Origin of the sequence: Dendrosporobacter sp. 1207_IL3150, assembly GCF_036763085.1 — a bacterium.
Lineage (GTDB): Bacteria > Bacillota > Negativicutes > DSM-1736 > Dendrosporobacteraceae > JBAIYU01.
Map to the genome: position 1 here is coordinate 1 of NZ_JBAIYU010000019.1, position 26,416 is coordinate 26,416.

Genomic DNA, 26,416 nt, shown 5'->3' on the forward strand with positions numbered 1-26,416 from the left:
CTTGCCCAACGTTCATAGAAGCAAGCAAAGCTTCAATATCATCAGGTGACATCATAGCGTCAGGGGCTGCAACAATAGAAGGGGTCTGTTCTTCTTGCCCAGCGTTCATAGAAGTAAGGAGAGCTTCTATATCATCAGGTGACATCATAGCGTCAGGTGATGATTGCGGTTTAGGGTCAGTCTGCTCAGGGGCGGCAGCAGCTGGAGCCTGTTCTTCTTGCCCAACGTTCATAGAAGCAAGCAGAGCTTCAATATCATCAGGTGACATCATAGCGTCAGGTGATGATTGCGGCTGAGGATTAGGCGACTCAGGTGCAACAGCTGGAGCCTGTTCTTCTTGCCCAACGTTCATAGAAGCAAGGAGAGCTTCAATATCATCAGGTGACATCATAGCGTCAGGTGATGCTTGCGGCTGAGGGTTAACCTGCTCAGGGGCGGCAGCAGCTGGAGCTTCTTGCCCAACGTTCATAGAAGCAAGGAGAGCTTCAATATCATCAGGTGACATCATAGCGTCAGGTGATGATTGCGGCTGAGGGTTAACCTGCTCAGGGGCGGCAGCAGCTGGAGCTTCTTGCCCAACGTTCATAGAAGCAAGGAGAGCTTCTATATCATCAGGTGACATCATAGCGTCAGGTGAAGTTTGCGGCTGAGGATTAGGCGGCTCAGGTGCAACAGCTGGAACCTGTTCTTCTTGGCCAGCGTTCATAGAAGCAAGGAGAGCTTCAATATCATCAGGTGACATCATAGCGTCAGGTGATGCTTGCGGCTGAGTATTAGTCTGCTCAGGGGCGGCAGCAGCTGGAACTTGTTCTTCTTGCCCAACGTTCATAGAAGCAAGCAAAGCTTCAATATCATCAGGTGACATCATAGCGTCAGGTGATGCTTGCGGCTGAGTATTAGTCTGCTCAGGGGCGGCAGCAGCTGGAGCCTGTTCTTCTTGCCCAACGTTCATAGAAGCAAGCAAAGCTTCAATATCATCAGGTGACATCATAGCGTCAGGTGATGCTTGCGGCTGAGTATTAGTCTGCTCATGGGCAGCAGCAGCTGGAGCCTGTTCTTCTTGCCCAGCGTTCATTGAGGCTATTAGAGCTTCAATATCATCAGGCGACATCATAGCGTCAGGTGATGCTTGCGGCTGAGGGTTAACCTGCTCAGGGGCTGTTGAAGCAGCAGGAGACTGTTCTTCTTGCCCAACGTTCATAGAAGCGATTAAAGCTTCAATATCATCAGGTGACATCATTGCGTCGGGTGATGCTTGATTCTGAGGTTTAGGCTGCTCAAGGGGGGTGGCAACAGGTGGAGTTAGGTTCTCCTGCCCGGTATTCATTGAAGCCAGCAAAGCTTCAATCTCATCTGGTGTCATCATGTGATTAGAAGAAGACATAAAGTATCTCTCCGTTAATTAATTGATGAGATAGTAATTCTATGCAAGTACAGTAATTTCCTTTTCTCGACAATATTGTACTACTTTATTCTTATTTAAATTTAAGCAAACAAAAGAAGCTAGACTCTAATTTTAGAATTTAGCTTCTTTTGTTTGCTTAAAACTATAGAATCTTTATTGTACTGTTACCCAAAAATCAACAGCTCTTTCTACTTCAGTTGTGTTTGGTATTATTTGAAGCTTACCTTTACCTGCTTTAATGGCAGTGAATACCGCTTTACCGCTATTATTATCTGATACTTCCTGCTTCATAACATCTCCGAAAAAATTCTCTCCCGATGATGTAAAACGGGTATTCTTGGTAAGTCCTTGAGCAGGCTGCAAGATAAGTTTTTGACCTACTTTAAGTACAACATTATTTGCAGATAGTTGAACTTTGTCAGTATCTCCGTAATTATAAGTTACAACAACATCATTACCCTGTGGGGGTTGGTTAGCTGGCGGCGTAGTTGAATATGGAGGCTGCGGGTCAACTGGATTAACGTTTGAACATCCTCCTAAAAATACACTTAGCATCAGCATAAAAATTATCGCGACATGAAAAGTTTGTTTGTTAATCATTCTTATCATAACCTCCTTACTATTGTTTATAGTATTAGCCAGTTGGTTAGTTAATTATTAGTACTGAATCGTTAAAAATTGATACTGTACAAGTGCGAAAACTGTTGTTGTCTAGCAAATAATTATATAAACTATTTAAGATATGATTGTACATGTAAGTCCAGTTTGCTAAATAGGTGTTTTGCTAGTAGGAGTGATGATTAATGGATAGGGTCGATAGCATTATTATTGGCGGAGGTGTAATAGGTTTAGCTATAGCTTATGAGTTATCACAACGCTGGCCAGATAAAAGCATATTGCTATTAGAGAAAGAAGCTACGTTTGGCAAAGGATTGTCAAGTCGTACGAGTGAAGTCATTCATTCGGGAGTATATTATCCGACAGATAGTTTAAAGGCTAAACTATGTGTCTCAGGCAACCGTCTTTTATATGAATTCTGTAATAAATGGAAAGTACCATATAACAAAATTGGCAAGCTAATAATCGCCCAAGATGATAAGGATATAGAAACGCTTGAGTTCTTATTTAGACAGGCAGTTGCTAATGAAGTTCCCTCAACCAGACTATTAAACTCAGATGACATTACGAAAATAGAACCAAATATAAAAGCCCAAGCAGCCTTATGTTGTCCTACAAGCGGTATAGTTGATTCACATAAACTTATGGCAAGCCTAGCTCAAGGAGCAAAGCAAAATGGTGCTATGCTTGTATATAAACAAGAAGTTTTCGGAATAAGGATGCAAAGCAGTGAATATATTATAGACTTTATTGACGAAAATGGAGATAAATCTTCTGTGGCATGCCGGGCATTAGTAAATGCGGCAGGTCTGACAGCCGACCGAATCGCATCTATGGCTGGAATAAATGTGGATGAAGCGGGATATCGTATCTATCGCTGTAAAGGCGAATACTTTGCTATAACTAATCGAAAGGCAGCCATGGTGAATAATTTGATTTTTCCAGTTTCCATTAGGGAATTAAAGGGTCCTGGTATTCCGCTTATTAAAGACCTTAAGGGTAGGCTAAGGCTTGGGCCGGATGCTCATTATGCTTCATCAACTTCCACTGATTATAGTGTGCAACCCGGAAATGCAGCCTACTTTTATAAAACTGTTAGTTCTTACTTAACGTTTTTAGAGCTAGCTGACTTACAGCCTGACATTGCTGGATTGAGACCAAGACTGCTTGTGCCTTGCGGAAGTCCGCCGCGTGATTTTATAATTTGCCATGAAATTGAACGAAATTTACCAGGCTTCGTAAATTTAATCGGTATTGAATCACCGGGAATTACCTGCTGTTTAAGTCTTGCCAGATATGTTAGTGAGATGCTGGAAGCTATATTACTACCTAAGCAGGAGTGTTTTTAATGAATATTTGTGTATGTGTAAAACAAGTGCCTGATACGCTGGATATAAGGCTTGATCCAACTACTAATACACTAATACGCCAAGGTGTCGCAAGTATTATAAATCCGCATGACAAACACGCACTAGAGGCGGCACTTCAGCTTAAAGAACAATACGGCGGTAATATCACAGTAATATCTATGGGGCCACTGCAGGCAAAAGAAATACTCAAAGATTGTTTAGCAATGGGCGCAGATAAGGCTATTCTCGTTAGTGATACAGCTTTTGTTGGATCTGATACTTTAGCAACTAGCTATACTTTGGCTTATGCTATTAAAAAGGCAGGAAATTTCGATATAATTATATGCGGTAGTCAATCAAGCGATGGTGATACTGCGCAAGTCGGACCTCAACTGGCAGAACAACTAGGAATAGCTCAGATTACCTGGGCTTGTTCAATAAAATACGATGGAGCAGCTTTCAAGGTAACGCGGGAGACCGAGATGGGCTTTGAGGTGATTGAAGCTAAATTGCCCCTGCTTGTATCGGTACTAAAAAACATGAATATACCTCGCTATCCTAGTGTTAGTAATACTATAAAAGCCCATCGTGCCAATATAACTGTTTGGACGGCAGACGATATAAATATTTCATGTAAAAAGGTTGGTATTAAGGGCTCTCCAACTAGGGTGACTAGAATTTTTACCCCAGAACGCAAAGGGAAAAATTTAATTATTCAAAAAGAATCTGCCCAAGAGGCTGTCGAGCTATTACTTCGAAAGCTTACAGAAGAAAGAATTTTTTAGGGAGTATTTAAATGGCTTTTACTTCACGAGAAACAAGAGAGAATAATATATCCCAGGAAATTTGGGTTTATTGCGAAGTTATTGAAACAGAATTGCTAGAAGTTAGTCTAGAACTGCTCGGGCAAGGCAGAAAGCTTGCCGAAACAGCCAATCGAAAACTAGCAGCTGTTTTGATCGGTGAAAAAGTTGAAAGTCTTGCAAAGATAATATTTGCGGCTGGTGCTGAAAAAGTTTATCTAATAGCAGGGGAAAAATTCGCCCATTACAATACAGATGTTTATACAACAGCTATTAGTAATCTTCTAGAAGCATACAAGCCAGATACTTTTATAATTGGGGCTACTAAAAACGGGCGGGATTTAGCCCCACGAGTTGCAGCCCGCTTAGGAACAGGGCTAACTGCTGATTGTACAGAACTTAGTATTGATAAGGAGACCGGGCTTGTTTCGTGGACTCGTCCAGCCTTAGGCGGCAACATTATGGCAACTATTCATTGTCACGAGCGCAGACCGCAGATGGGGACTGTCCGGCCAAGTGCATTTAAAAGGCTAACTAATGTTTATCGTGATAATGGCGAAATAATCTATGTACCAAATAATATTTTGACGACTCTAGAGAGCCGAACGACGCTTTTGGAGATTATAAAAACTGATAGGCACTCTGTTAAGTTGGAGGAAGCAGATATTATTGTCGCCGCAGGTCGGGGTATCGGTAAACGCGAAAATCTCAAATTGATAGAGCAATTGGCTGAGGTGTTAGTTGCGGCCATGGGAGCTTCTAGGGCTTTAGTTGATTATGGCTGGCAGCCTGCTTTTAATCAAATTGGGCAAAGTGGAAAAACGGTCTCACCAAAAGTTTATTTCGCTTGCGGAATATCCGGTACTGTTCATCATCTTTCGGGCGTGGCGCCCGGCGGAATAATAATTGCGATAAATAATGATCCTGATGCACCAATTTTTCAAGCGGCAGACTATGGTATTGTCGGTTATGTTGAAGAGATATTACCTATTCTTATAGACGAAATAAAAAGAATAAAACTTGGTGAGTAAAATATCACTTTTAATTCTAAATAGAAACACTGTAATCTTCAAAAGATTACAGTGTTTCTATTTAGATATGTAAGTTAGTAAAATCAGCTACTATCTGATCAATGTGCCTATACATCGTTAAGCTTATCATGTTGAGAAGCGGTTTTGCTGCTCTTTGCGAGATATAGACCTGCAAAAATTGTTGATGCCCCTATAAATTGCAGAATGCCAAAACTTTCACTAAGAAAGATATAGCCAGTAATAACTGCGAAGACAGGCGGAAGATTGTTATATAAAGATGCCTTTGTGCTGCCTAATATTCCTGTACCCCAAATCCAAAGACAGTTTCCTAGGCAAAGCGGAAATAGTCCAGAATAAAGGATGCTTGCCCAACCAGGCCAAGGTATAGTAGACCAATCAACATTCATAATTGAAGGAATTGATATTAGAATAAATAGTCCCGTAGAAATCAGCAAAATGTAAGCAGTTACTTGATAAGCTGAATATGTGCTAGTTAGGTGGCGCGAAAAAACAGTGTAGTATCCGTAACTCATCTGAGCTATAAGTAGCATCAGTGCACCAAAAACGTGCGTTCCAGAAAAACTAAATTCCTTATCTGTCCCGGCAATCATGATTACAACACCAAAAAGTGATATACAGATGCTCACCAGCATTTTCCTATTAATACTTTCTAGACCGTGGTAGTGATTAATAATGGCAACGCTGATTGGGAGACAGCCTAGAATAAGTGAGGAGTTTCCGGCGGTAGTATTTTGAACTCCAAGAGTAAAGAAAATCTGAAAAAGGAAAAATCCAAGACTAGATACTATGAGGGGTTTCCAAAATTCTCGTATAACTGGCTGCCAGCAGCCTAAGCGCCTCAATACAATCCAGCCTGCTGTTAAAGCCAAAACCATACGTATGGCATTATAGGGCATTGGTTCTATATATAGCAGGCCGATTTTCATAATGGGAGGGTTTATTCCCCATAAAAAAGCAACAAAGGCTAATATAATATGGACAGACAATCGAAACACCTCGCAATAGATAATTACTACAAAACGGACTTCTAACTATCTGCCTAATTACGTGTTACAAGTTAACTTATGATCTTAACAATTGTAAAAATATTTATGACGCATAATGTCGAAAAAGGGCTTATAAAGCAGGTTAAAATATGATTTGGCACGAATTTAACAATAGGAGTTTTTCATGAAAGGAGAGATATATTTGAAGTGGAATATTTACCGAAAAATGTTTTTGTTTGCCATAGCTATGATTATTCTTCCAGTATTACTTTTAGGCTTTTTATCATTTTCTGAATCTAAAAGTATGCTGGAGAAGCGCATTAAAAATTCATCGATGGTAACTATGGAAAATGCATCTAATCACTTTATAAAATATTATATCGGAGATATAGAAAAAACTCTAGATTTATTGGCTAAAGATGCCGCATTGAACGAGAATGCGACAGAACGGAGTCCAAGGCGTATAACTAATAAGCTAGACCAACACCGGAGTAATTCCGATAATATATGGTCTATCGTATATATTTCTGCCGAAGATGAAATATATACTGCTCCGCCATGGAATCCCTCAGCCAAGAATGAATTGAGAAGTATACCTTGGTATAAGTCATCAATTCAGGCTGTAGAGGTAGAGTGGGGTGAACCACACATTGAGCCGATTACTGGAAACACCGTGGTTACCGCTGCGAAAGCCATCTATGAAGATGGAACTTTCAAAGGCGTTGTTGCCATAAACACTTCACTTTATAAACTATCTGACATTATTAGGAATATTAATATTGGGGCTGGAGGTTACCTAATCTTAATTGATTCAAAAGGCAACATCCTAGCGCATAGCGATTTATCATTAATCGGGACAAATGTCAGCAATTCTGTTTGGTTTAATAAGCTTATGCGTACAGATTTAAAATCTGTTCATGTAGAACTCGACGATAGCAGTACTTACGTTAGTGCCATAACAATACCAGATACAGGCTGGACTCTAGTCGGTTTTTTGCCTGAGGAAACCTTTAACAATGAAGCTGGACCTATCAAAGCGACAACTATAATTGTTGCATTACTAGGAATAATTTTGGCATCCTTGGTTAGTGCGGCAGTTTCAAGAGGATTTGTAGCCAGAATTGAACGACTGGTAGCAAATGTATCAGAGATTGAAAAAGGAGAATATGAAATAAGTGCCTCGGATTCTTCAACTGATGAAATTGGTGAGCTCAATCGTAAGTTCGTCATAATGGCAAAAAAACTAAAAAATCTCATGATTCAGCGAGATTTAACAGAAACTGAGATTCAAAGGCAAAAGGTGTATTTTGCCCAACTTTTCGAAAACTCACCTGAAAGTATTGCAATACTTGATCAAGACAATAAGATTGTTTTAGTAAACAAGCACTTTACAGAGTTGTTTAACTATAAAAAGAATGAAATTGAAGGATGCTTTATTGATGAAGTTGTAGTGCCCGAAAATCTTAGGGCAGAAGGGGTTCGTTTAGAAGAAATTGCCAGGAGGGAGTACGTACAGGCTGAAACTGTGCGTATGAGAAAAGACGGAAGTTTGGTTGATGTTCAAGTCATTGCTTATCCGATTATTGTTGATGGAAGTGTTGTTGGAACCTATGCTATTTACCGTGATATTTCCGAACGTAAGGCAGCTGAGAGGCAGCTTGAATATTTGACATATCATGATTCGTTAACGGGAGTTCATAACCGAAGATATTTTGACCGTTATATTGAGCAAGTTTCGGGAAATGGATCTGGGTCTTATGGCGTTTTGGTTTTTGATGTAGATGGTTTAAAGCTAGTTAATGATAGTTTCGGACATGCGAGAGGCGATGAGCTTCTTAAAAAAGCGGTTGAGCTGATAAGGTGCTGTACTCCGCAAGCAGGGGTTATAGCTAGAATGGGTGGGGATGAATTTAGTATGGTACTGCCGTATGCTGATGAAATTATCCTCGAAAACATGGTAAAAGACTTGCAGACAAAAATTAGTGAGTTTAATTCTTCATGTAATGAGTTCACGGTAAGTCTTTCGATCGGTTATGCTATCGCCGAGAACGGGCAGAGAATTTCTGATGCCTTACAGGAGGCAGATAGTAGAATGTATAAAGAAAAACTTCATCGCAGTCAAAGCACGCGAAGTGCAATTGTACGAACTCTGGTGCAAGCACTGCATGTTCGGGACTTTATTACTGAAGGACATGCTGACCGCATGCAGAATATGATTGAGCAACTAGCGAGAAAAATGGGCATTCCGGAGTTTAAAATACATGATCTCAGATTATTAGCTCAGTTTCACGATTTAGGTAAAGTAGGTATACCTGATAGTATCTTATTTAAAACCGAAAGTCTTGACCCGAAGGAGCAGGAAATTATGCAAAGGCATAGCGAAATTGGCTATCGAATTGCGATCGCTTCTCCTGAGCTAAACCATATTGCGGATTGGATTTTAAAGCATCATGAATGGTGGAATGGCAATGGGTATCCCATTGGGCTAAGTGGTATGGAGATACCTATAGAGTGCAGAATATTAGCCATTTGCGATGCATATGACGCTATGACCAGTGAACGTCCATATAGAAAGGCAAGATTGCCAGCGGAGGCGCTCGCGGAAATAGAAGCGTGCAGTGGAACTATGTTTGACCCTATGATTACAAAAATATTTATTTCGATGATAAAGGATAAATTGGATTAAATAGTAATAAAGAGAATCATTTTAAATTATATGAATGAAAAGTAGGATGATACAGAAGTTCCCTGTATCATCCTACTTTAATTACTCTAAGGATAATATTGATCTAAGATTGCAAGGGTTAAGTTGGAAAAAGAGTATTAATATGGTTGACAGTGATAATCAATATCAGATATACTTAGGTATGTACATATTTATTTCGCTGCGGGCTGCTCGTATGATAAGGAAACGTGGACACTTATCGCAAATATTAGTCAGCTTTGTAGCAGAAGATTTTCTACTAACAAGGGGGACAAAACAAATGAAAAAAAGATTGCTTGCCGCAGCTGTTGCTGCATCTATGACGTTATCGATTGGAGTAGCTATGGCCGCACCGGTTGAGTTTGATGGCTCAGCAGAAGTTCACTACCAGTGGGACGACTCAGATAATGATGGTAAATCCGAGGGCGCCAGAAATACTGTTATCCTGAATGCTAAAACAGCCTTAGATGATAACACTGATTTTTATGCCAGACTGGCAGCTCAGAGATATCATGGTGATGATATTACTGCCGACTTTAACACGGATAACGGTCGTAAATCTATTATGACAATTGACCGTTTTGGCTTTATTATAAAGGGAACTGATGTTACATACACCTTAGGACGCCAAGGCGGTACTATTGGTTCAACAGCTTTGTTATATAGTACTGATGGCAATATCGGCAGCAGCAGTAACCTGCTTGATGGTCTTAGTGCAACAGCAGCGGTGGGAGTTACAGAGCTAAGCTTCTTAGCTGGTAAAGAAACTGTAGACGATAACAAGGTATACAGCGTGCGTGCTGCATATCAACCGGCTGCAGATTGGACAGTGGGTGCAACACTTGCTAAGTATAGTGCCGGCGGTGCGGCTTCTACCAATCACTGGGCAGTAGATACCGCCTATACCAAAGGCAATACTACATATTTTGGCGAATATACAAAGTCGGATGCAGATACTGATAATAAAGCATTTGTTGTTGGTGTAAGCTATGACTTAAACGATAAAAATTCGTTTTCAGTAAATTACAGCAAAGTAGAAGTAATGAGTGATATAAACGAAAGTACTGATTTCGATAATGGCTATAAGGGAGTATCCTTTGGATATGACTACAAGTTCAGACCTAATACTACCTTAAGTCTAGCCTACAAGGATATGAAAGCCATAGACGGAAGTGATAAATTCAATTCCCTTGAAACCACTCTTAATTACGCATTCTAAGAAAAAAGGCAGTACGTCCGGCTAAAACCGGCGTACTGCTTTTTTTCTTAGTTTATATATTACAATGATTTGCCGCGTCCCGATGATTTGCGACGAACTCCGGAATGCTTTTTTGCATCTGCCGACTCTTCTATTTTTGGTTTGCGGCGGCTGCGGAGATTTGCTCCGCCATGGGCACTGGCCCTTTTGGTTTTGCTTTTTTTCGGGTCGTATGGGGTCGAAATCGCTTTCTTTTCAGTTGACTTGCCAGTAGACTTCTTTAGAGAAGTTTTGTCATTTGCTTCTTTAGCTTTGTAGCTCTTTTGCCGCTTAATTGACGCGTTGATACCTTGTTCAATAAGACGTAGGAATAGCTGCTCACCTGGTACGACAAAAGTAACGGCTGTCCCGGTCTGGCCAGCACGGCCAGTCCTTCCAATACGGTGAATATATGTATCAGCATCGCGCGGAATATCGTAATTGAATACATGTGTGATACCTTCGATATCCAATCCTCTTGCTGCGATATCAGTAGCGACTAGGATTTGTAATTTTGCATCACGAAACTTGCGCATTACTTGTTCGCGTTTCGATTGAGATAAATCGCCATGCAGCTCATCAACCTGATATCCGCGTTGCGCTAAGGCGAGGCCGAGAGAAATCGCACGCTGTTTAGTGTGGCAAAAAACCATAGCTAAATAAGGGCGGTATTCATCAATCATTTCACAAAGCTTATCAAGCTTATTATCGAGAGTAGTTTCAAGTATAATCTGGTTAATTGCATCAAGCGTAATATTTTGACTTTGTATACGAATATCAATTGGGCGACGCATGTACTTATCAGCTAAGGAACGAATTTTGGCCGGGATTGTTGCTGAAAACAACATAGTTTGTCTGTTGCTGGAAGTGCGTCGAATCACATCTTCAATTTCTTCTAGAAATCCCATATGCAGCATTTGATCAGCTTCATCGAGAACGAGTTTTGTAACACCGCCGAGATTGAGTGTTTCCCGTCTTACGTGGTCCAGAATCCTGCCCGGGGTGCCAACTACAATATGAGCATTTTCTCTCAATTGGTTAATCTGCTTATCTAGGGTATGACCGCCGTAAACAGCGGCAACTTTTATATCAAATTTTTCAGCTAATTTTTTGGCTTCTTTAGATATCTGCAGTGCCAATTCTCTCGTAGGTGTAATAATCAGGGCTTGAGTATATGATTTGTTCAAATCAATACTTTCCAGGATCGGCAGGAGAAAAGCCAAAGTTTTGCCAGTTCCTGTCTGAGACTGGGCAACAAGATCCTTGCCACTGCGTAATACAGGAATGGCCTTTACTTGAATTTGAGTAGGTTCGACAATACCAATATCTTTTAAGCATGCGTTTACTTCAGGTCTAATACCTAGTGAAATAAAATCAGTCGACATTTTAAAATACCTCATTTTAGATAACTGTTATGTTAAAGTTTGTACAGACTTGTGTTTACTTATACTTTGAGTAATTAAGCTATTATAAGAAACTTAAAACAAAATTACGTCATAAAATATAAATCTCCCCTGCATAAGCAGGGGAGTTTTGTTTTTAGTAGCGTTTGTTGCTTTGGAAGCAATCGCGACAGTAGATTGGACGATCGTTGCTTGGACGGAAAGGAACTTGAGTTTGAATTCCGCAAGCTGCGCAAGTTGCATCATGCATTTCGCGTTGTTGGAAGCTGTTGTTGCTACGGCCACCACCGAAACCACCACGGTTGTTTTGTTGTTTGCGAGCTGCACGGCAATCAGGGCAACGACCTGGTTCGTTAGTGAAACCTTTTTCCGCAAAGAAATCTTGTTCTGAAGCAGTGAAAACGAAGTCTGTACCGCAATCGCGGCATGTTAAATTTTTGTCTTGAGCCATTATAATATAGCCTCCCCAAAGTAGTTAATTACCCTAAATAGGTATTGGAATTGATCATAGGGCTTTCTCATACAAAGATTGAGAAGGACTAATGAAAATTTCGCTGAGTCTATTACTGGGCTCCTTTATTATATGATACTTTTAAATAAAAGTAAAGGCCGAAAAATAATTTTTTTAAAATAATGCTTTTCGTCATAAAAATTTGTGTTAATGCGTACGTTTATCAATGAGCCAAAGCAGGTTAAAACTAGCTATTTGGATCTGGCGACACCAATAAACTTTGGCGGCTGTTATAGACATACAAGAATGCCGCCAAAGCAAGAGGGATAAGATTAAGTTGGAACATTAGTTGATAGCCCCAAGTTTCAGCAATAATACCCCAGACTATTGAACCAACTGCTACACCTATGTCAAATGCCGTCCAATATGTAGCATTTGCAGCACCTCTACGGGTTGAAGGTACTCTATTAAGGCAGAGAGCAAGCATTGATGGTTGGATAAAACCAAAGCCTACACCATAAAGCAGCCCGCTTAAAATAAGAATTGTTGCACTTGAGATATTGACTGCGGCTATCATTGCAGCTGCAATGGCGGCGATGCCCGAAAGTACTATAAGATTATAACCGTATTGACCTTTAGTATCGATCAGACGGCCCGCTAAAGGGCGGGATGCAAGGGTTGTTAAAGCCATTGCCGTAAAGAATAGCCCTGTTGAGGGAATACCTTTTTGTTTCATATATAAGGCCAGAAAGGACAAAAGAGAACTATATGTAAGTGTAACTAAGAGCATAATTAAAGAAGGTTTGAGAGCAGCTCTTTCAATAAGAACAATTTTGGAAGGCGGGTTCTTAACTTCTACTTTAGGATATTTAATTGCGAGGCTAAACATAAGAGCAGCTAATGTAAAGATAGTACACAGTATAAATAAAGTTTTAAATGGCAGTATTTCAATTAGCCATAACGAAATTGCCGGAGACAATGCCAGAGAAATACTAGCAGTAGAGCCGAAAAAACCTAAGCCTTCACCTAATCGGCTTTTAGGTATAACATCTGATGCGACAGTGCCTATTGAGGTACTGCATATTCCCCAGCCAAAGCCTTGAACAAGCCGAAGAAAGAGTAAGGTAGTGATGGGCACTATCGTAATGAAAGAAGCCATCGGGATTACAAATATTATAAGACCTATAATAAGGATGCCTTTTCGCCCAAGCCTGTCGATAGAAAGCCCTGTTAATGGACGGATTATTACAGCAGCGATGGTTAGATAGGCTAATGCTAAACCAACTGTTTCTTTTGAACCCCCTAAAGCCGAGATATATATAGGCAGTGTGGCTAATAAACTGTGAAAAGGAATACTTACGGCGAGATTTAATAAGCATATTAGGATAAAATTATTAGTCCACAATGTCGAATTAGAATCGCACGAAGCAGATTGATTATACTTTCCTAATTCCATAAAACCATCCTCGATTAAGTTATTTTTAAAAATAGATATAAAACAATTGAGAAATTTTGCAGCAAGTGCAGTTGATTAGAGAATATCATCAAAAATCCATAATCAAGAAGTTAAGCTAAAAGTTTGAAGGAAATAAAGAATAAAAGATAGAAATAATAAAAGGTAAAATATGGGTTTGACCTACGGAGGTATCTATATGACGATTCATGCCTTAGCTGGCCATAAAGCGCCGCAGTCAATTTTAGTAAATGTTCCACGCCTTGTAAGCTGTTACTATGCAAATCATCCGGATGCTAATGATCCTGCTCAGCAAGTGGTCTTCGGTACTTCGGGACATAGGGGCAGTTCTTTTAAATGCAGTTTTAATGAAGATCATATATATGCAATTACTCAAGCAATCTGCTGCTACCGCCAAATGAATGGAATAACTGGGCCACTTTTCTTGGGCTTTGATACACACGCTCTTTCTGAGCCAGCGTTTATATCGACATTAGAGGTATTAGCGGCTAATGGCGTTGAAACAATGATTGCTAAAGAAATGAACTATACCCCAACCCCAAGTATATCACACGCTATATTAAATTATAACAGAGGTCGCAAGGATGGGCTTGCTGATGGAATAGTTATAACTCCATCTCATAATCCCCCTGACAATGGCGGCATTAAATACAATCCCCCTAATGGCGGACCTGCTGATACTAACATAACAAAATGGATAGCTGACTACGCAAATAAATTAATGATGAATGGCTTAAAAGAGATAAAGCGTACTAGTTATGAGAAAGCGCTAAAAGCAGATAATGTTCACGAATATGATTATATTGGAACTTATGTAAATGACTTGCAGAATATTATCGACTTAGAAGCAATCAAGACGTCTGGTCTTAAAATAGGTGCAGATGCTCTTGGTGGTTCTGGACTTGGCTATTGGCTTCCGATAGCTGATAAATACGGGATTAATATTGACCTGCTAAATGGTCACGCAGATCCTACTTTTAGTTTTATGAATGTTGACAGTGATGGAAAGATTCGCATGGATTGTTCTTCACCCTACGCCATGGCGGGCCTAATAGAATTAAAAGATAAATATGATTTAGCTTTTGGTAACGATCCCGATTTTGACCGACATGGGATAGTTACCCGCAGTTCAGGATTGATGAACCCTAATCATTATTTAGCGGTTGCCATTTCCTATTTATTTCAAGATCGTGTAGGCTGGCGAAAGGATGCCGCGGTTGGCAAAACTTTAGTAAGCTCTTCAATAATTGACCGTGTAGCGTCAGGTATTGGCAGAAGACTTGCTGAGGTACCAGTGGGATTCAAATGGTTTGTGGACGGTTTGGTGGGCGGTTCTTATGGTTTCGGCGGTGAAGAAAGTGCGGGAGCTTCCTTTTTACGCAAAGATGGCACTGTGTGGACGACCGATAAAGATGGCATTATAATGTGCCTACTTGCGGCAGAGATTACCGCCAAGACCGGGCGGGACCCTAGCCAGCATTATTCTGATATGACAGCTAGGTATGGTACGCCTGTGTATGAGCGCATAGATGCAGCAGCAACTTCTCCGCAAAAGGCTGTGCTGGCTAAGTTATCCCCAGAACAAGTAAAGGTAGATAGCTTGGCAGGCGAAGCTATCACAGCGAAGTTAACAAAAGCTCCAGGGAATAATGCCGAGATTGGCGGACTAAAGGTGTGTACAGAAAATGGATGGTTTGCAGCTAGACCATCAGGAACAGAGGACGTATATAAAATTTATGCTGAAAGTTTTAAAGGGCAATTACATTTAAAGCAAATTCAAGAAGAGGCAAAGCAAATTGTAAATGATACTTTTTCGGCTGCAGGAGTATGAATTAATTTTTAATTATAAATGATTATGGCCTAATATCGTGAAGATATTAGGCCATAATCATTTATCTGATGCCCAAGCCTTGCTTAAGATGGACTTAAAACTCCACCTGAATCAAGGCTTACTTTATGAAAGTCTTTGTTAAAACGTGGTTATAATAATTGTGCAATAGGTTTTAAAAATAAGATCCATTTCGGAGGTATGCTTTGACTCAAAATAGACTTGCTAAGAGGGCAATAGATGCGTTATTCTTGGCAGCTCAAATTTTAATAATCATGTTAGTGGCTGAAAGAGGCAATTATAATTATATTCGTGGTATAGCGGCAACGTCTTCCTTTTGGTTGGTTTATATATATCTGGAGTCCAAAATCCGCTTTGAAATGAGTAACTACATAAGGACTGCCATGGTTATTACATTACTGAGCGATGGCTTCTTCGGATACTATTTGGAATATTATTTAACATCAACTTTATTTGATAAGGCACAGCATTTATTTGGTTCCTATTCTTTTGCGTTATTTACCTATGTTTTAGTTGCGCAATTATTAAATAACCCAGTGAAACCATTGTTTAAATTTATTTTAATTGTAGGTCTGGGTATAAGTTTAGGCGCAACATATGAAGTATTGGAATTTATTGTTGACAGTACTACACATCCTTATCCTCCCGGTCAGCCTAGCCTGATTGATACTGACTTAGATTTAATTGCAGACATTATTGGTTCGGTAATTGCAGCATATCACGCAGTATCTGTAAATTTTATTAATCGAAACTTTTAGCCTAAAGCATGCTTTTATGAAAAATCAATCAAAATCTTTTTAATGACAGCGTTGTAGCGGCTGCCACTGCAGCCCCAATACCAGAACCATGTTGACTTAGTTCGCACGTTATTTTAGAAGCACGAGTTCCCAGCAGTTCAGAAAGAGTCTCTTTGATAGTATTAGCATAGCCAGGAATTTTTTCATAAAGTGAGCCATCTATTGCAATAACGTGAGGTTGCTTTAGTTCAGGGTCAATATGCAATAGCGTTGCAGCATAAGTAGAAGCGGCAAGACGGGCTGAACGACGGGTAATTAATGCGGCGATTTTCTGAAGGCAGGTGCGGTCACTCAAGCTGCTGTTTTTATAACCCAATTGGTTTAGCCATTGAGCAATACTTTCTAAGTGCGGTGTTGTATCAGTTAATAAAGTATTAAGATCTTTTCCCGTTAAGGAGTATGCATCAAGATAAGCAGTAGAATTACTAAGTAAGGCTTTATTTGCTATTAAATCGAGCATAACTAGCCGCAGTAGTTCACCTATGTAGCGACCAGAGCACATTTTTTCTAGGCGATAGGCCCCAGGCCTGTCGCTTTTTTCGTCTAGAAGCCTATCGTAGATATTTTCAGGCACTTTGTTGAAATTTCCAGATTCCATATTTATATACATTGAGCGTCCGGAAGACCATGGAGGATTTGGTTCAAGATAACAGGTGTTATGGCCAGTCCCACAGATAGAACCAATGTCTGTTCGATTGTCTTGATAAGCTGCAGCCATAAGCGCACTGACTGAGTCGTTTAAAATAGCGGAAGATTTAATATTACTTATGCCTTTTCTGGCAAAAGCGTCATTTAGCAAATTAACTATGTTGTTCCCGACAACATCAGCTGTTGCAATTTCTTTAGTCCAGTATAAAAGCACAGCATTGTTTTGATCCGTCATTCGAAATGGAAAAGAAAATGCGTGGCCCAAAGGGTACTCTTGAGTTGGTTGTGTCAATTGTGAAAGTTTATCAGCGAGAAAATCGAATAACTCGCAGGCTGTAGCGGTTGGTAAAGTATAGTCATAGTACCCGTCTGGATCTATTAAAGGGGAATCTACGCGACTTAATATTGTCGATTTACCACAGCCTTTAAGCTCAACGAGCAGTGCTCTAACGTTAGTCCCACCAAAATCCAGCGCCAAAAAGATACCTTGTTCGTGTCCGGTTGGCTTTGTTAAATATGAAGGAAGCATCGCCAGTGAACTTGGTTTATTAGCTAGTCCCTCAGAAATTTCACGGTCAAATAATCTTGATGTTATGAAAAGCTGTTCAGTTGTAACAGTAAAGGCTTGATAGACTCGTGCTAAAAAAACATCGAAAGTCATGACACATCCTCCTCGGAAGTTAGCCAATTAGTTATATTTTAAAGACAAATATGAAGAAACATTTGATTTATATTTATACGGTAAAATGGTAAATGATTCCTTCGTTAATTGAAATACTTAATAAACCTTTGGGGATTTTAGAAAAAAGAAAAAATTTGAAAGGAATTAAGTTCTGCTTACCGCTTGTTTTTCATAAAACTTAATAAAGAAGTTAATAAAGTTATTTATTAAGTTTTAAATGCCTCTTGGAGGGATGTTATGGCTGAACTTAGATGGAACCCTATGCTTAGTACTTGGACCATGGTTGCTGCTAATCGACAAGCAAGACCGCATTTACCGAGTAACTGGTGTCCTTTTTGTCCTGGTTCAGGAAAAGTTCCAGAAACTTATGAGGTCTATTCTTACAATAATGATTTTCCGGCTCTGACAAAAACGCCGGATATTCCAGATATAGAAGAAAACGGACCCTATAAGGTTCAACAAAATTATGGGAAATGCGAGGTTATACTTTATTCACCTGACCATCATGCAACCTTACCTTCATTATCTAAAGAACACATCTATAAGCTGATATGCCTTTTGGCGGAGCGCTTTATTGAATTATCCAGCGATCCGAAAGTAAAATATATTCTTGAGTTTGAAAACAGAGGCAGGGAAGTTGGTGTAACCATGCCTCATCCGCATGGGCAAATCTATGCGTATCCATTTTTGCCGCAAAAAATTAAAATAGAGCTCGACAGCTGTCAGCAATATTTTAAAGATAATAACAAGTGCTTAATATGTGATATGAACAAAGAGGAAATTAGGTTTAAGCAAAGGTTTATTGCTGAAAATGATAGCTTCATCGCCTATTTACCCTTCTTTACAGATTATCCACATGGAGTCTTTGTTGTCAGCAAGAGTCATAAAGCTAACATCACAAGTTTTACGGAAAAAGAAAAATATGAGCTGGCGTTAATGTTAAAAAATGTTACTGGCGCATTTGATAACTTATTCGATAGGCTTTTTCCCTATATGATGTGTTTTCATCAAACCCCGGTTAACTGTGATGAATACCAGGATTCAGACCTCTATTATCATTTTCATATAGAGTTCTATACTCCATTGAGGGAAGCTGATAAGCTGAAATTTTATGCTTCTTCAGAGATGGGAGCATGGGCTGCTTGCAATCCGATGTCAGTTGAACAGACTGCCGAGGAGCTTAGAAAAGCTTACTTAAAATATGTAAGTGCACAGGAGGCGTCGGATGAAGGCTGATTTAGGTAATAAGTTCATAGAGATGTTTGGTCCTTCTAAATTGCCTATTAAAAGATATTTTGCTCCTGGTCGCGTTAACCTCATTGGCGAATATACCGACTTTAACGGCGGTTATGTTTTCCCTGCAGCAATTTCTCTGGGAATTTGGGGACTTTTGCGCCAGCGTACAGATAGCATAATTAATTTTAGATCACTGAATATGTCATCATCTGTTTCCATTGATCTTAATCAGCCAGTTTCATTTGAGGCAATTGATGGATGGGCTAACTATCCTAAAGGAATAATCAAATATCTAATAGATCACGGGTATGAACTTAAGGGCTGCGACATTCTGTATTATGGCGAATTGCCTGAGGGGACTGGTCTTTCCTCTTCAGCCGCAATTTTAGTCCTCACTGCTTTTATGCTGCAGCATGCATTTTCAAAAGATAAAATGGATAGAGTAGAGTTAGCAAAATCCTGTCGGAGTGTTGAAAACAATTTTATTGGTGTGAATTGCGGTATTATGGACCATTTTACAATCGCTCATGGACAGCGAGATCAGGCGATTCTTTTGGATTGCAATAACTTAAATTACAGCTATATTCCTTTTGTACTTGAGAAATACAGGCTTGTAATAATGAACACAAATAAGAAAAGGGAATTGACAGACTCAAAGTATAATGAACGTCGCAAGGAATGCGATCAAGCCTTCACAGAGATAAGAAAAAATCGACATATAGAAAATTTATGTCAAGCTTACTTAAATGAGGTGGAAGTTTTTATTACAAACCCAGCTATAAGGAAGCGAGCAAGGCACGTTATTTCCGAAAACATACGAGTCAGTCAAGCAGTAAGGCTTCTTTGTAATGGAGACTTAACTGGCTTTGGTAATTCGATGATAGCATCACATAAATCGCTGCAGCAGAATTTCGAAGTTTCCGGACCGGAACTTGATTCAATTGTTGAACATGCTATAAGTTCTCCAGGCTGTATTGGTGCTAGAATGACTGGGGCCGGCTTTGGCGGTTGTGCAATTGCGTTGGTTGAAAACGGTAAGATAGACGATTTTATTACTTCTGTTGGTGCTGGTTATAAGCATTCGACTGGGAGAACAGCGGAATTTTATATAGCCGTAATATCTGAGGGTGTAAGATACGAGGGTTATGATGGAGATTAAGAGGGGTATATACAAAGGGTTATCCTGCTATAGCATTGAGAATAGCCTTATCAGCTTACTTATACTACCGGAATTAGGTGCGAAGATTGCCTCGATTTTTTACAAACCCCAGCAATTTGAAGTATTATTTCAGCCGGCAGACGGCAAATACCAACTAGCAAACTATGGGGCTAATTTTGCTGAGTATGATACTTCTGGTGCGGATGAGATGTTTCCCACGATAGATCCTTGCAGCTATCCGACAGGTGACTATACTGGCATAACATTGCCCGACCATGGGGAACTTTGGAGTTTGCCGTGGGAAGTGACCGTAGATAAAGATGGTTTGGCTGCAAGAGTAGAAGGACGAACTCTTCCCTATGTCTTTTTTCGGACTATTTCATTAAACAAAAGCACTATTCGAATGTCGTACAAAGTCCGCAATATTGGAAGTGCTGCAATATACGGCTTATGGGCATTCCACGGACTGGTTGCCTGTGATGAATTTACCCGTATTATGCTGCCTGGTGTTTCCGAGGTCATTAACGTTCATGAAAGCACTATACTAGGGTCAGTTGGAACAAGACATTCTTTTCCTGTGAGCATGGGGATAAATGGTATCGAGGCTCATTTAAATCGGGTCGGTTCACGCTCGTTAGAGAAAACTAAAAAATTTTATGCTGCCGATAAACAAGCTAAGGGTTTTGCCGGTATAACTCTTAATAACAACCAACTGATATATGAACTATTATTTCCTGTAGATAAAGTGCCATATTTAGGTGTTTGGGTTAATGAGGGTGGTTTTAAAGGTGAGTATAATTGTGCCCTAGAGCCAGCCACAGGGTATTTTGACCGGCTTGATACCGCTTATTTGTTAAACAGTATAGATTTATTGGGCCCAGGGGCAGTAAAAGAATGGTATCTAGAAATAAGGCTTACTTCTTATGAAATGAATAATTAATATTAGTCTATTTGAATTATTGAGCCTAGCTTGAGGGGGGAGGCTATGCGTGAAATTTCAGCGGCAAAGGTAAAACTGGGGCAGGGTACAAATGATGCACAGGTTATAAATTTGATTCGGCGTTTTGGAAAAATTTCGAGAGCTGAGATTGCAAAACAACTTGGTTTGACGCCTCCTGCCGTAACCAATATTATCAACAAGCTAACTGAAGTAAAAATTATTCAAGAGCACATGATGGGGGAATCAAATGGGGGAAGGCGCCCTGTGCTCCTGAAAATAAACCCGAATATCGCCCGAATCATTGTGGTACACATTAGATCCGAAAAGATTATGGGCTATTTGGTTGATGCAGAACTAACTATCCATCATCAACAGGTAAAAGATATACGAAAATGCAATAAAGAGGAAGTCTTAAAACTACTGCTTAAAATAATCGAAAGCTGTCGGCAGTCCTCGGATGTATCTGTTGCGGCAGCAGGGGTAATAGTACGAGGTCCTGTCCGACTTAAAGAAGGTATTTCGGTATTTGCGCCCAATATTGGCTGGCGTAATGTACCACTAAAGTACATTATTGAAGATAAGACTGGTCTGCCAGCTTTTGTGGAAAATGATTCACGAGCGTTAACTAACGGCGAATACTACTACGGTTCAGTGAAGGATGCTCAGAGCATGGTGATGCTAAAGGTCAGTCATGGTATCGGGGGCGGGATAATTTTTAATGGAAAACTCTATCGTGGTGTTAATGATAGTGCCGGAGAAGTTGGACATACAACTATTGATGTTACCGGACCGGCCTGCAGCTGTGGAAACTACGGATGTTTAGAGGCAATGGCTTCCGAAAATGCTTTAGTTGACTTAGTTATTAAAGCAATTAAAGAAGGTCAGCCAACACTAGTCAAAGAGTATATTGGAGAAAATTTGGAGGATATTGAGCCAGAGCAAATATACAAGGCTGCTGACGCTGGTGATGATGTTGCAATTAGAATGCTAAACAGAGTTGCCCGCTACTTAGGCATTGGCATAGCAAATTTGGTGAATATTTTTAATCCTGAACTTATAGTTATTGCCGGTGGGATTGTACGAGCAAGAAAGCATATAGAAGGCATGGTTAAACAGATAGTACGGGAACGTTCATTCGAAAGTTGTAATAGCGGTCTGGATATAAGGTTTTCCGACAAGGCAACAGAAAATACGCTTAGGGGCGCAACTGACTTAGTTTTTTCGGAGATAACCGAACTTAATATGCTTAATCAGCAGTAGTAGTTTCCTAATGTTGTGAAGCAGAGAAACTATTTAGTCTCTTCTGCTTTATATTAAAAACTTTACCCAAAATAAGAGGAGGTAAATTTCTGTGAAAAAGGGCTTAAAAGGACTTGTTATTTCTGGTTTGCTGCTTGGTTTATTGACAGCAGGATGTTCAAATTCTCAAGCACCTTCGGGCGCCACTGCAGGCAAACAGACAGTAGGCGTTGCTATCTACAAATTTGATGATACTTTTATGACAGGGGTTCGCAATGCTATTTCAAAATTTGCAGAGGGTAAAGCTAAAGTAGAAATTGTTGATAGTCAGAATTCACAATCTGCTCAAAATGATAAGGTTGATTTGTTCATTACTAAAAAGGTTAATGCGTTAGCAATTAATCCTGTTGATCGTACTGCTGCCGGAGTTATTATTGATAAAGCAAAAAAGGCGAACACTCCAGTTGTATTCTTCAATCGTGAGCCACTGCCTGAAGATATGACAAAATGGGATAAGGTTTATTATGTTGGGGCAAAAGCTGAGGAGTCGGGAACAATCTCAGGCCAACTTATTGTAGATTACTTAAAAGCAAATCCAGCAGCCGATAAGAATAAAGACGGAGTTCTTCAGTATGTAATGCTTAAAGGTGAACCGGGCCATCAGGATGCAGAGTTACGCACTAAATATTCGATAAAGGCAGTTGAAGATGCGGGTATCAAAGTACAAAAGGTAGCTGAAGATACCGCGATGTGGGATCGAGTTAAAGGACAAGAAAAAATGGCTGCTTTTCTAGCAGCTCATGGCGACAGTATTGAAGCGGTTTTTGCTAATAATGATGATATGGCGTTAGGTGCAATAGAAGCCTTAAAAGCTAAAGGCTACTTTAAAGACGGAAAATTTATTCCGGTAGTAGGTGTTGATGCAACCGCACCTGCGTTAAAAGCTCTAGAAGAAGGAACTCTTTTAGGAACTGTTTTAAACGATGCTGTTAACCAAGGCAAAGCTACTATTAACATAGCTTCAGTTCTAGCGAATGGGCAAGTACCTACAAAAGAAAATACCGGCTTTGAGTTAACAGATGGTAAATATGTTTGGGTCGCATATAAAAAGATAACTAAACAGAATATGAATGACGCTAAGTAATAATCGTAACGTAACTAACTATCAGCAGAGGTTTTTCGCCTCTGCTGATAGTTAAATATCGATAAACTATTTATTATATCTCTCAGTTTTGAAAACTCCTGGTGTATACACCGTCTATATAAAATGTAATATGGTGTGAGGAGGGGGCCTCATGGCAAGTCAAGATATTTTGCTTGAAATGCGCAATGTTTCTAAGGAATTTCCCGGTGTAAAGGCCCTGGATAGTGTAAATTTAAAGGTCCGAGCTGGTACTGTACATGCATTGATGGGCGAAAATGGTGCGGGTAAATCAACCTTAATGAAGTGTTTATTTGGTATTTATAAACCTGACTCCGGCGAGATATTATTAGATGCCAAAAAGGTTGAAATATCTAATTCAAAGGCTGCACTCGATTTAGGAATTTCTATGATTCATCAAGAGCTGCATCCTGTACCGCATCGAAATGTAATGGATAACTTGTGGTTGGGCCGTTACCCTGTAAAGGGATTTGGACCGTTCAAATTGGTAGATGAAGCTAAGATGCTCAGAGATACTGAACAGCTTTTTAAAGATTTACAAATTGATTTAGACCCGAAAATACTTTTAGGTAAACTGTCCGTGTCTAAAGTGCAATCAATTGAAATAGCGAAAGCTGTTTCATTCAACGCGAAAGTTATCGTTATGGATGAGCCAACATCATCTTTAACAGGCAATGAAGTAGAGCAATTGTTCAATATTATTCGCGATTTAAAAAAACGTGGTGTCGCAATAATCTATATTTCTCACAAAATGGAGGAAATTCTCGAAATATCAGATGAAGTTACTGTAATGAGGGACGGTAAGTATATTGGAACATGGCCAGCTGCGGAGCTGACAACAGATATGATTATTTCAAAGATGGTTGGACGGGATCTTACTCAGCGGTTTCCTGAGCGGTTCAATAATCCGGGTGATGTAGTACTTAGGATAGAAGGCTTAACAGCGTGTGATGCTAAATCTTTTAAAGATATATCTTTTGATCTAAAAAAAGGAGAAATTCTTGGAATAGGCGGACTTGTAGGCTCACAGCGAACAGAACTAATTGAGGCTCTGTTTGGATTAAGAACTGTGTCTTCAGGAAAGTTTGTGTTAAATAGTAAAGAAATATCGATAAAATCACCCATTGCCGCTAAAAAGCATAAAATAGCTCTTTTAACCGAGGAACGCCGTGCAACGGGAATATTCCCCGTATTGTCGGTTTTAGAGAATACAGCTATCGCTAAGCAAGCTCGCTATGAAACAAGTTATTTGCTTCTAAATGAAAAACAGCGAGTAGCAGACGCTGAGCAGAGTATGCAAAAACTTCGTATAAAAACACCATCAATTAAAACTCTTATCAAGAATTTATCGGGCGGTAATCAGCAGAAGGTCTTGTTATCACGCTGGCTGCTGACTGAACCGGAAATTTTACTTCTTGACGAACCAACCCGTGGGATAGATGTAGGTGCCAAATTTGAAATATATTCAATTATTGCTGAATTAGCAAGGCAAGGTAGAAGTATTGTCATGATTTCGTCAGAAATGCCTGAGCTATTAGGAATGTCAGATCGAATAATGGTGATGTGTGAAGGAAGATTAACTGGTATTGTTGATGGCAATAAAGCGTCAGAAGAAGAAATTATGAGGTTGGCAACTCAGCGTTTATCATAAGGAGGGGAGAGCGATGAGTCTTGACGCAAGAAAATCATATGATTTTCTTATGCAGCATGCAATTTACATAGTTCTAATTGGTTTGATAATTGTTATTGCAATTTATGATCCAAGATTTATGTCGGTTACCACTATTAGAGACATATTGTTGCAGTCATCAACTAGGGCGATTATTGCTCTTGGTGCTGCATTTGTGCTAATAACCGGCGGAGTAGATCTTTCGACTGGACGGGTAGTCGGCTTGACAGCGGTATTATCTGCATCCATGCTTCAGGTAGCTGACTATTCACGCCGCTTTTACCCTGATATGCCGGATTTACCGCTTTGGCTGCCGATAATGCTGGCAATTTTGGCGGGTCTGCTTGTAGGGGTGATAAATGGAACTATTGTAGCTAAATTTAGTGTTCCACCGTTCATTGCTACGCTGGGTACTATGGTAATGGTATACGGAGTAAATTCTATCTATTTTGATATGAAGCCAAATGAATCTCAGCCGATCGGGGGTTTAAGAAGCGATTTTACTGAGCTAGGCTCAGGAGCCTTCGGGACTGGAGAGTATTCAGTTCCTTATATCGTAATTATTGCAATAGTGATATCGATATTAGTTTGGGTCATTTTTTCTAAGACCAGGCTGGGGAAAAATATGTATGCAATTGGCGGTAATGTTCATGCTGCAATTGTATCTGGCATTAATGTTGAACGAAATCTATTATATCTTTATGCTATAGCCGGAGCTCTTTATGGTTTAGCAGGTGTGCTCGAAGCAGCAAGGACTGGCGGCGCAACTAATAACTATGGCAATATGTACGAATTAGATGCGATAGCCGCGTGTGTAGTGGGGGGAGTATCCACTGCCGGTGGTATCGGGACAGTCCCTGGCATACTAGCAGGTGTACTAATTTTTGGAGTAATAAATTATGGTTTAACCTTTATTGGGATAAATCCTTACTGGCAACTTATTATCAAAGGTCTGATTATTGTAGCTGCAGTAGCATTTGATATTCGTAAGTACTTAAATAAAAAATAATGTTTAAGAGCTGCTCAATTTTGGGGTGGCTCTTAAACATCACTTGTTAGGAAGTATAAATTAAGCTGCATCTGATAACCTAATAGAAAAAGTAGTCTAGGGGGTTATTTGGTGCCAAACGAACGTACAATCATCGCACATTTTCCGTCAAGTACCAAGGCAGACGCTGCTCGGAAGACATTAGCCGAAAAAGGATTACAAGATGTTCATATCAGACGCAACACACGCTTTGGCGTAACACAAGATGAGCATAGGGATAGCGCCATATCCAGTGCAGAGACACTTACAGGACTAACCATCTTCTCGGCAAATTTACCGAACGATGCTACTAATGCATCAGAAAGAGTTCTCATGGGGGCAGATCCATCAGTTAGCGGGTTTAGTATTGGGGGAGACGGGCTTGCAGGCGGACATGCTTTCACTGTGGTAGCTTTTGTGCCGGAAGAAAGGGAAGAAGAGGTTGTTGCTGTGCTCAAGCAAAATGATGGAGAAGTGTGATACATACTTCTCCATCATTTTTATTGGGAAAAGTAGGTATTTACGA

General features: G+C 39.9%; 22 protein-coding genes. 15 read left to right on the forward strand and 7 right to left on the reverse strand.

Translation table 11 applies throughout. The features are described 5' to 3' along the window. On the reverse strand, positions 1 to 1,384 hold a 1,384-nt coding region (locus tag V6C17_RS10780; protein WP_333522583.1), incomplete at its 3' end, for a hypothetical protein. 174 nt (positions 1,385 to 1,558) lie between these two features. Beyond that, entirely contained in the window at positions 1,559 to 2,005 is a 447-nt protein-coding gene (locus V6C17_RS10785; RefSeq protein WP_333522584.1) for a hypothetical protein, read from the reverse strand. A 203-nt stretch (positions 2,006 to 2,208) separates the two neighbouring features. Here V6C17_RS10785 and V6C17_RS10790 point away from each other — a divergent pair, with 203 nt between their 5' ends. Genes V6C17_RS10790 through V6C17_RS10800 form a run of 3 tightly spaced genes read left to right on the forward strand, consistent with a single transcriptional unit; the run spans position 2,209 to position 5,206 of the window. Continuing rightward, positions 2,209 to 3,372: an NAD(P)/FAD-dependent oxidoreductase gene (locus tag V6C17_RS10790; protein ID WP_333522585.1), complete on the forward strand. Its 1,164-nt coding sequence runs from the start codon at positions 2,209 to 2,211 to the stop codon at positions 3,370 to 3,372. After that, positions 3,372 to 4,157, forward strand: a complete 786-nt coding sequence (locus V6C17_RS10795; RefSeq protein ID WP_333522586.1) for an electron transfer flavoprotein subunit beta/FixA family protein — start codon at positions 3,372 to 3,374, stop codon at positions 4,155 to 4,157. Before V6C17_RS10790 ends, V6C17_RS10795 begins: the two co-directional genes overlap by 1 nt. 11 nt (positions 4,158 to 4,168) lie before the next feature. Beyond that, complete coding sequence (locus V6C17_RS10800; RefSeq protein WP_333522587.1) at positions 4,169 to 5,206, forward strand: electron transfer flavoprotein subunit alpha/FixB family protein; 1,038 nt, start codon at positions 4,169 to 4,171, stop codon at positions 5,204 to 5,206. Positions 5,207 to 5,313: 107 nt separating this feature from the next. On the opposite strand, the gene V6C17_RS10805 is transcribed toward V6C17_RS10800, so the two are convergent. Beyond that, entirely contained in the window at positions 5,314 to 6,213 is a 900-nt protein-coding gene (locus tag V6C17_RS10805; protein ID WP_333522588.1) for a DMT family transporter, read from the reverse strand. A 202-nt stretch (positions 6,214 to 6,415) separates the two neighbouring features. Between V6C17_RS10805 and V6C17_RS10810 the strand changes: the two genes are divergently transcribed. Then, positions 6,416 to 8,899, forward strand: a complete 2,484-nt coding sequence (locus tag V6C17_RS10810; RefSeq protein WP_333522589.1) for a diguanylate cyclase domain-containing protein — start codon at positions 6,416 to 6,418, stop codon at positions 8,897 to 8,899. A 298-nt stretch (positions 8,900 to 9,197) separates the two neighbouring features. Next, on the forward strand, positions 9,198 to 10,136 hold the full coding sequence (locus V6C17_RS10815; RefSeq protein WP_333522590.1) for a hypothetical protein: 939 nt from the start codon (positions 9,198 to 9,200) through the stop codon (positions 10,134 to 10,136). Between the two features lie 59 nt (positions 10,137 to 10,195). Here V6C17_RS10815 and V6C17_RS10820 read toward each other — a convergent pair whose 3' ends face one another. The 3 genes from V6C17_RS10820 to V6C17_RS10830 all read right to left on the reverse strand — a co-directional run bounded on the left by V6C17_RS10820 (position 10,196) and on the right by V6C17_RS10830 (position 13,464). Beyond that, positions 10,196 to 11,539: a DEAD/DEAH box helicase gene (locus V6C17_RS10820; protein ID WP_333522591.1), complete on the reverse strand. Its 1,344-nt coding sequence runs from the start codon at positions 11,537 to 11,539 to the stop codon at positions 10,196 to 10,198. Between the two features lie 154 nt (positions 11,540 to 11,693). Beyond that, on the reverse strand, positions 11,694 to 12,008 hold the full coding sequence (locus tag V6C17_RS10825; protein ID WP_333522592.1) for a zinc-ribbon domain containing protein: 315 nt from the start codon (positions 12,006 to 12,008) through the stop codon (positions 11,694 to 11,696). A gap of 247 nt (positions 12,009 to 12,255) precedes the next feature. Then, a complete protein-coding gene (locus V6C17_RS10830) occupies positions 12,256 to 13,464 on the reverse strand; it encodes an MFS transporter (protein ID WP_333522593.1) in 1,209 nt (402 codons plus the stop codon). A gap of 196 nt (positions 13,465 to 13,660) precedes the next feature. Between V6C17_RS10830 and pgm the strand changes: the two genes are divergently transcribed. Next, the gene (gene pgm, locus V6C17_RS10835) at positions 13,661 to 15,313 is read left to right on the forward strand and encodes a phosphoglucomutase (alpha-D-glucose-1,6-bisphosphate-dependent) (protein WP_333522594.1); all 1,653 of its coding nucleotides are present in this window, start codon (positions 13,661 to 13,663) and stop codon (positions 15,311 to 15,313) included. A 203-nt stretch (positions 15,314 to 15,516) separates the two neighbouring features. Next, complete coding sequence (locus tag V6C17_RS10840; protein ID WP_333522595.1) at positions 15,517 to 16,089, forward strand: hypothetical protein; 573 nt, start codon at positions 15,517 to 15,519, stop codon at positions 16,087 to 16,089. A 28-nt stretch (positions 16,090 to 16,117) separates the two neighbouring features. Here V6C17_RS10840 and V6C17_RS10845 read toward each other — a convergent pair whose 3' ends face one another. After that, the gene (locus V6C17_RS10845; protein WP_333522596.1) at positions 16,118 to 17,437 is read right to left on the reverse strand and encodes a hexokinase; all 1,320 of its coding nucleotides are present in this window, start codon (positions 17,435 to 17,437) and stop codon (positions 16,118 to 16,120) included. Positions 17,438 to 17,695: 258 nt separating this feature from the next. On the opposite strand from V6C17_RS10845, the gene galT reads away from it, so the two are divergent. From galT to V6C17_RS10885, 8 genes are all read left to right on the forward strand, one after another. Further along, positions 17,696 to 18,694 carry a galactose-1-phosphate uridylyltransferase gene (galT, locus tag V6C17_RS10850; RefSeq protein WP_333522597.1) on the forward strand — a complete coding sequence of 333 codons (999 nt, stop codon included), beginning with the start codon at positions 17,696 to 17,698 and terminating at the stop codon, positions 18,692 to 18,694. Continuing rightward, complete coding sequence (locus V6C17_RS10855; protein ID WP_333522598.1) at positions 18,684 to 19,853, forward strand: galactokinase; 1,170 nt, start codon at positions 18,684 to 18,686, stop codon at positions 19,851 to 19,853. Before galT ends, V6C17_RS10855 begins: the two co-directional genes overlap by 11 nt. After that, positions 19,843 to 20,793: a hypothetical protein gene (locus V6C17_RS10860; RefSeq protein WP_333522599.1), complete on the forward strand. Its 951-nt coding sequence runs from the start codon at positions 19,843 to 19,845 to the stop codon at positions 20,791 to 20,793. Before V6C17_RS10855 ends, V6C17_RS10860 begins: the two co-directional genes overlap by 11 nt. A 45-nt stretch (positions 20,794 to 20,838) precedes the next feature. After that, on the forward strand, positions 20,839 to 22,053 hold the full coding sequence (locus tag V6C17_RS10865) for an ROK family transcriptional regulator (protein ID WP_333522600.1): 1,215 nt from the start codon (positions 20,839 to 20,841) through the stop codon (positions 22,051 to 22,053). A 91-nt stretch (positions 22,054 to 22,144) separates the two neighbouring features. Next, entirely contained in the window at positions 22,145 to 23,176 is a 1,032-nt protein-coding gene (locus V6C17_RS10870; protein WP_333522601.1) for a galactose ABC transporter substrate-binding protein, read from the forward strand. Positions 23,177 to 23,327: 151 nt separating this feature from the next. Beyond that, positions 23,328 to 24,845 carry a sugar ABC transporter ATP-binding protein gene (locus V6C17_RS10875; RefSeq protein WP_333522602.1) on the forward strand — a complete coding sequence of 506 codons (1,518 nt, stop codon included), beginning with the start codon at positions 23,328 to 23,330 and terminating at the stop codon, positions 24,843 to 24,845. A gap of 13 nt (positions 24,846 to 24,858) precedes the next feature. Then, positions 24,859 to 25,872 (forward strand): galactose/methyl galactoside ABC transporter permease MglC, encoded by a 1,014-nt coding sequence (gene mglC, locus V6C17_RS10880; protein WP_333522603.1) that lies wholly within the window; start codon positions 24,859 to 24,861, stop codon positions 25,870 to 25,872. A gap of 111 nt (positions 25,873 to 25,983) precedes the next feature. Beyond that, positions 25,984 to 26,370, forward strand: coding sequence for a hypothetical protein (locus V6C17_RS10885; RefSeq protein WP_333522604.1), 387 nt, complete (start codon positions 25,984 to 25,986; stop codon positions 26,368 to 26,370). The last annotated feature ends 46 nt before the right edge of the window (positions 26,371 to 26,416 follow it).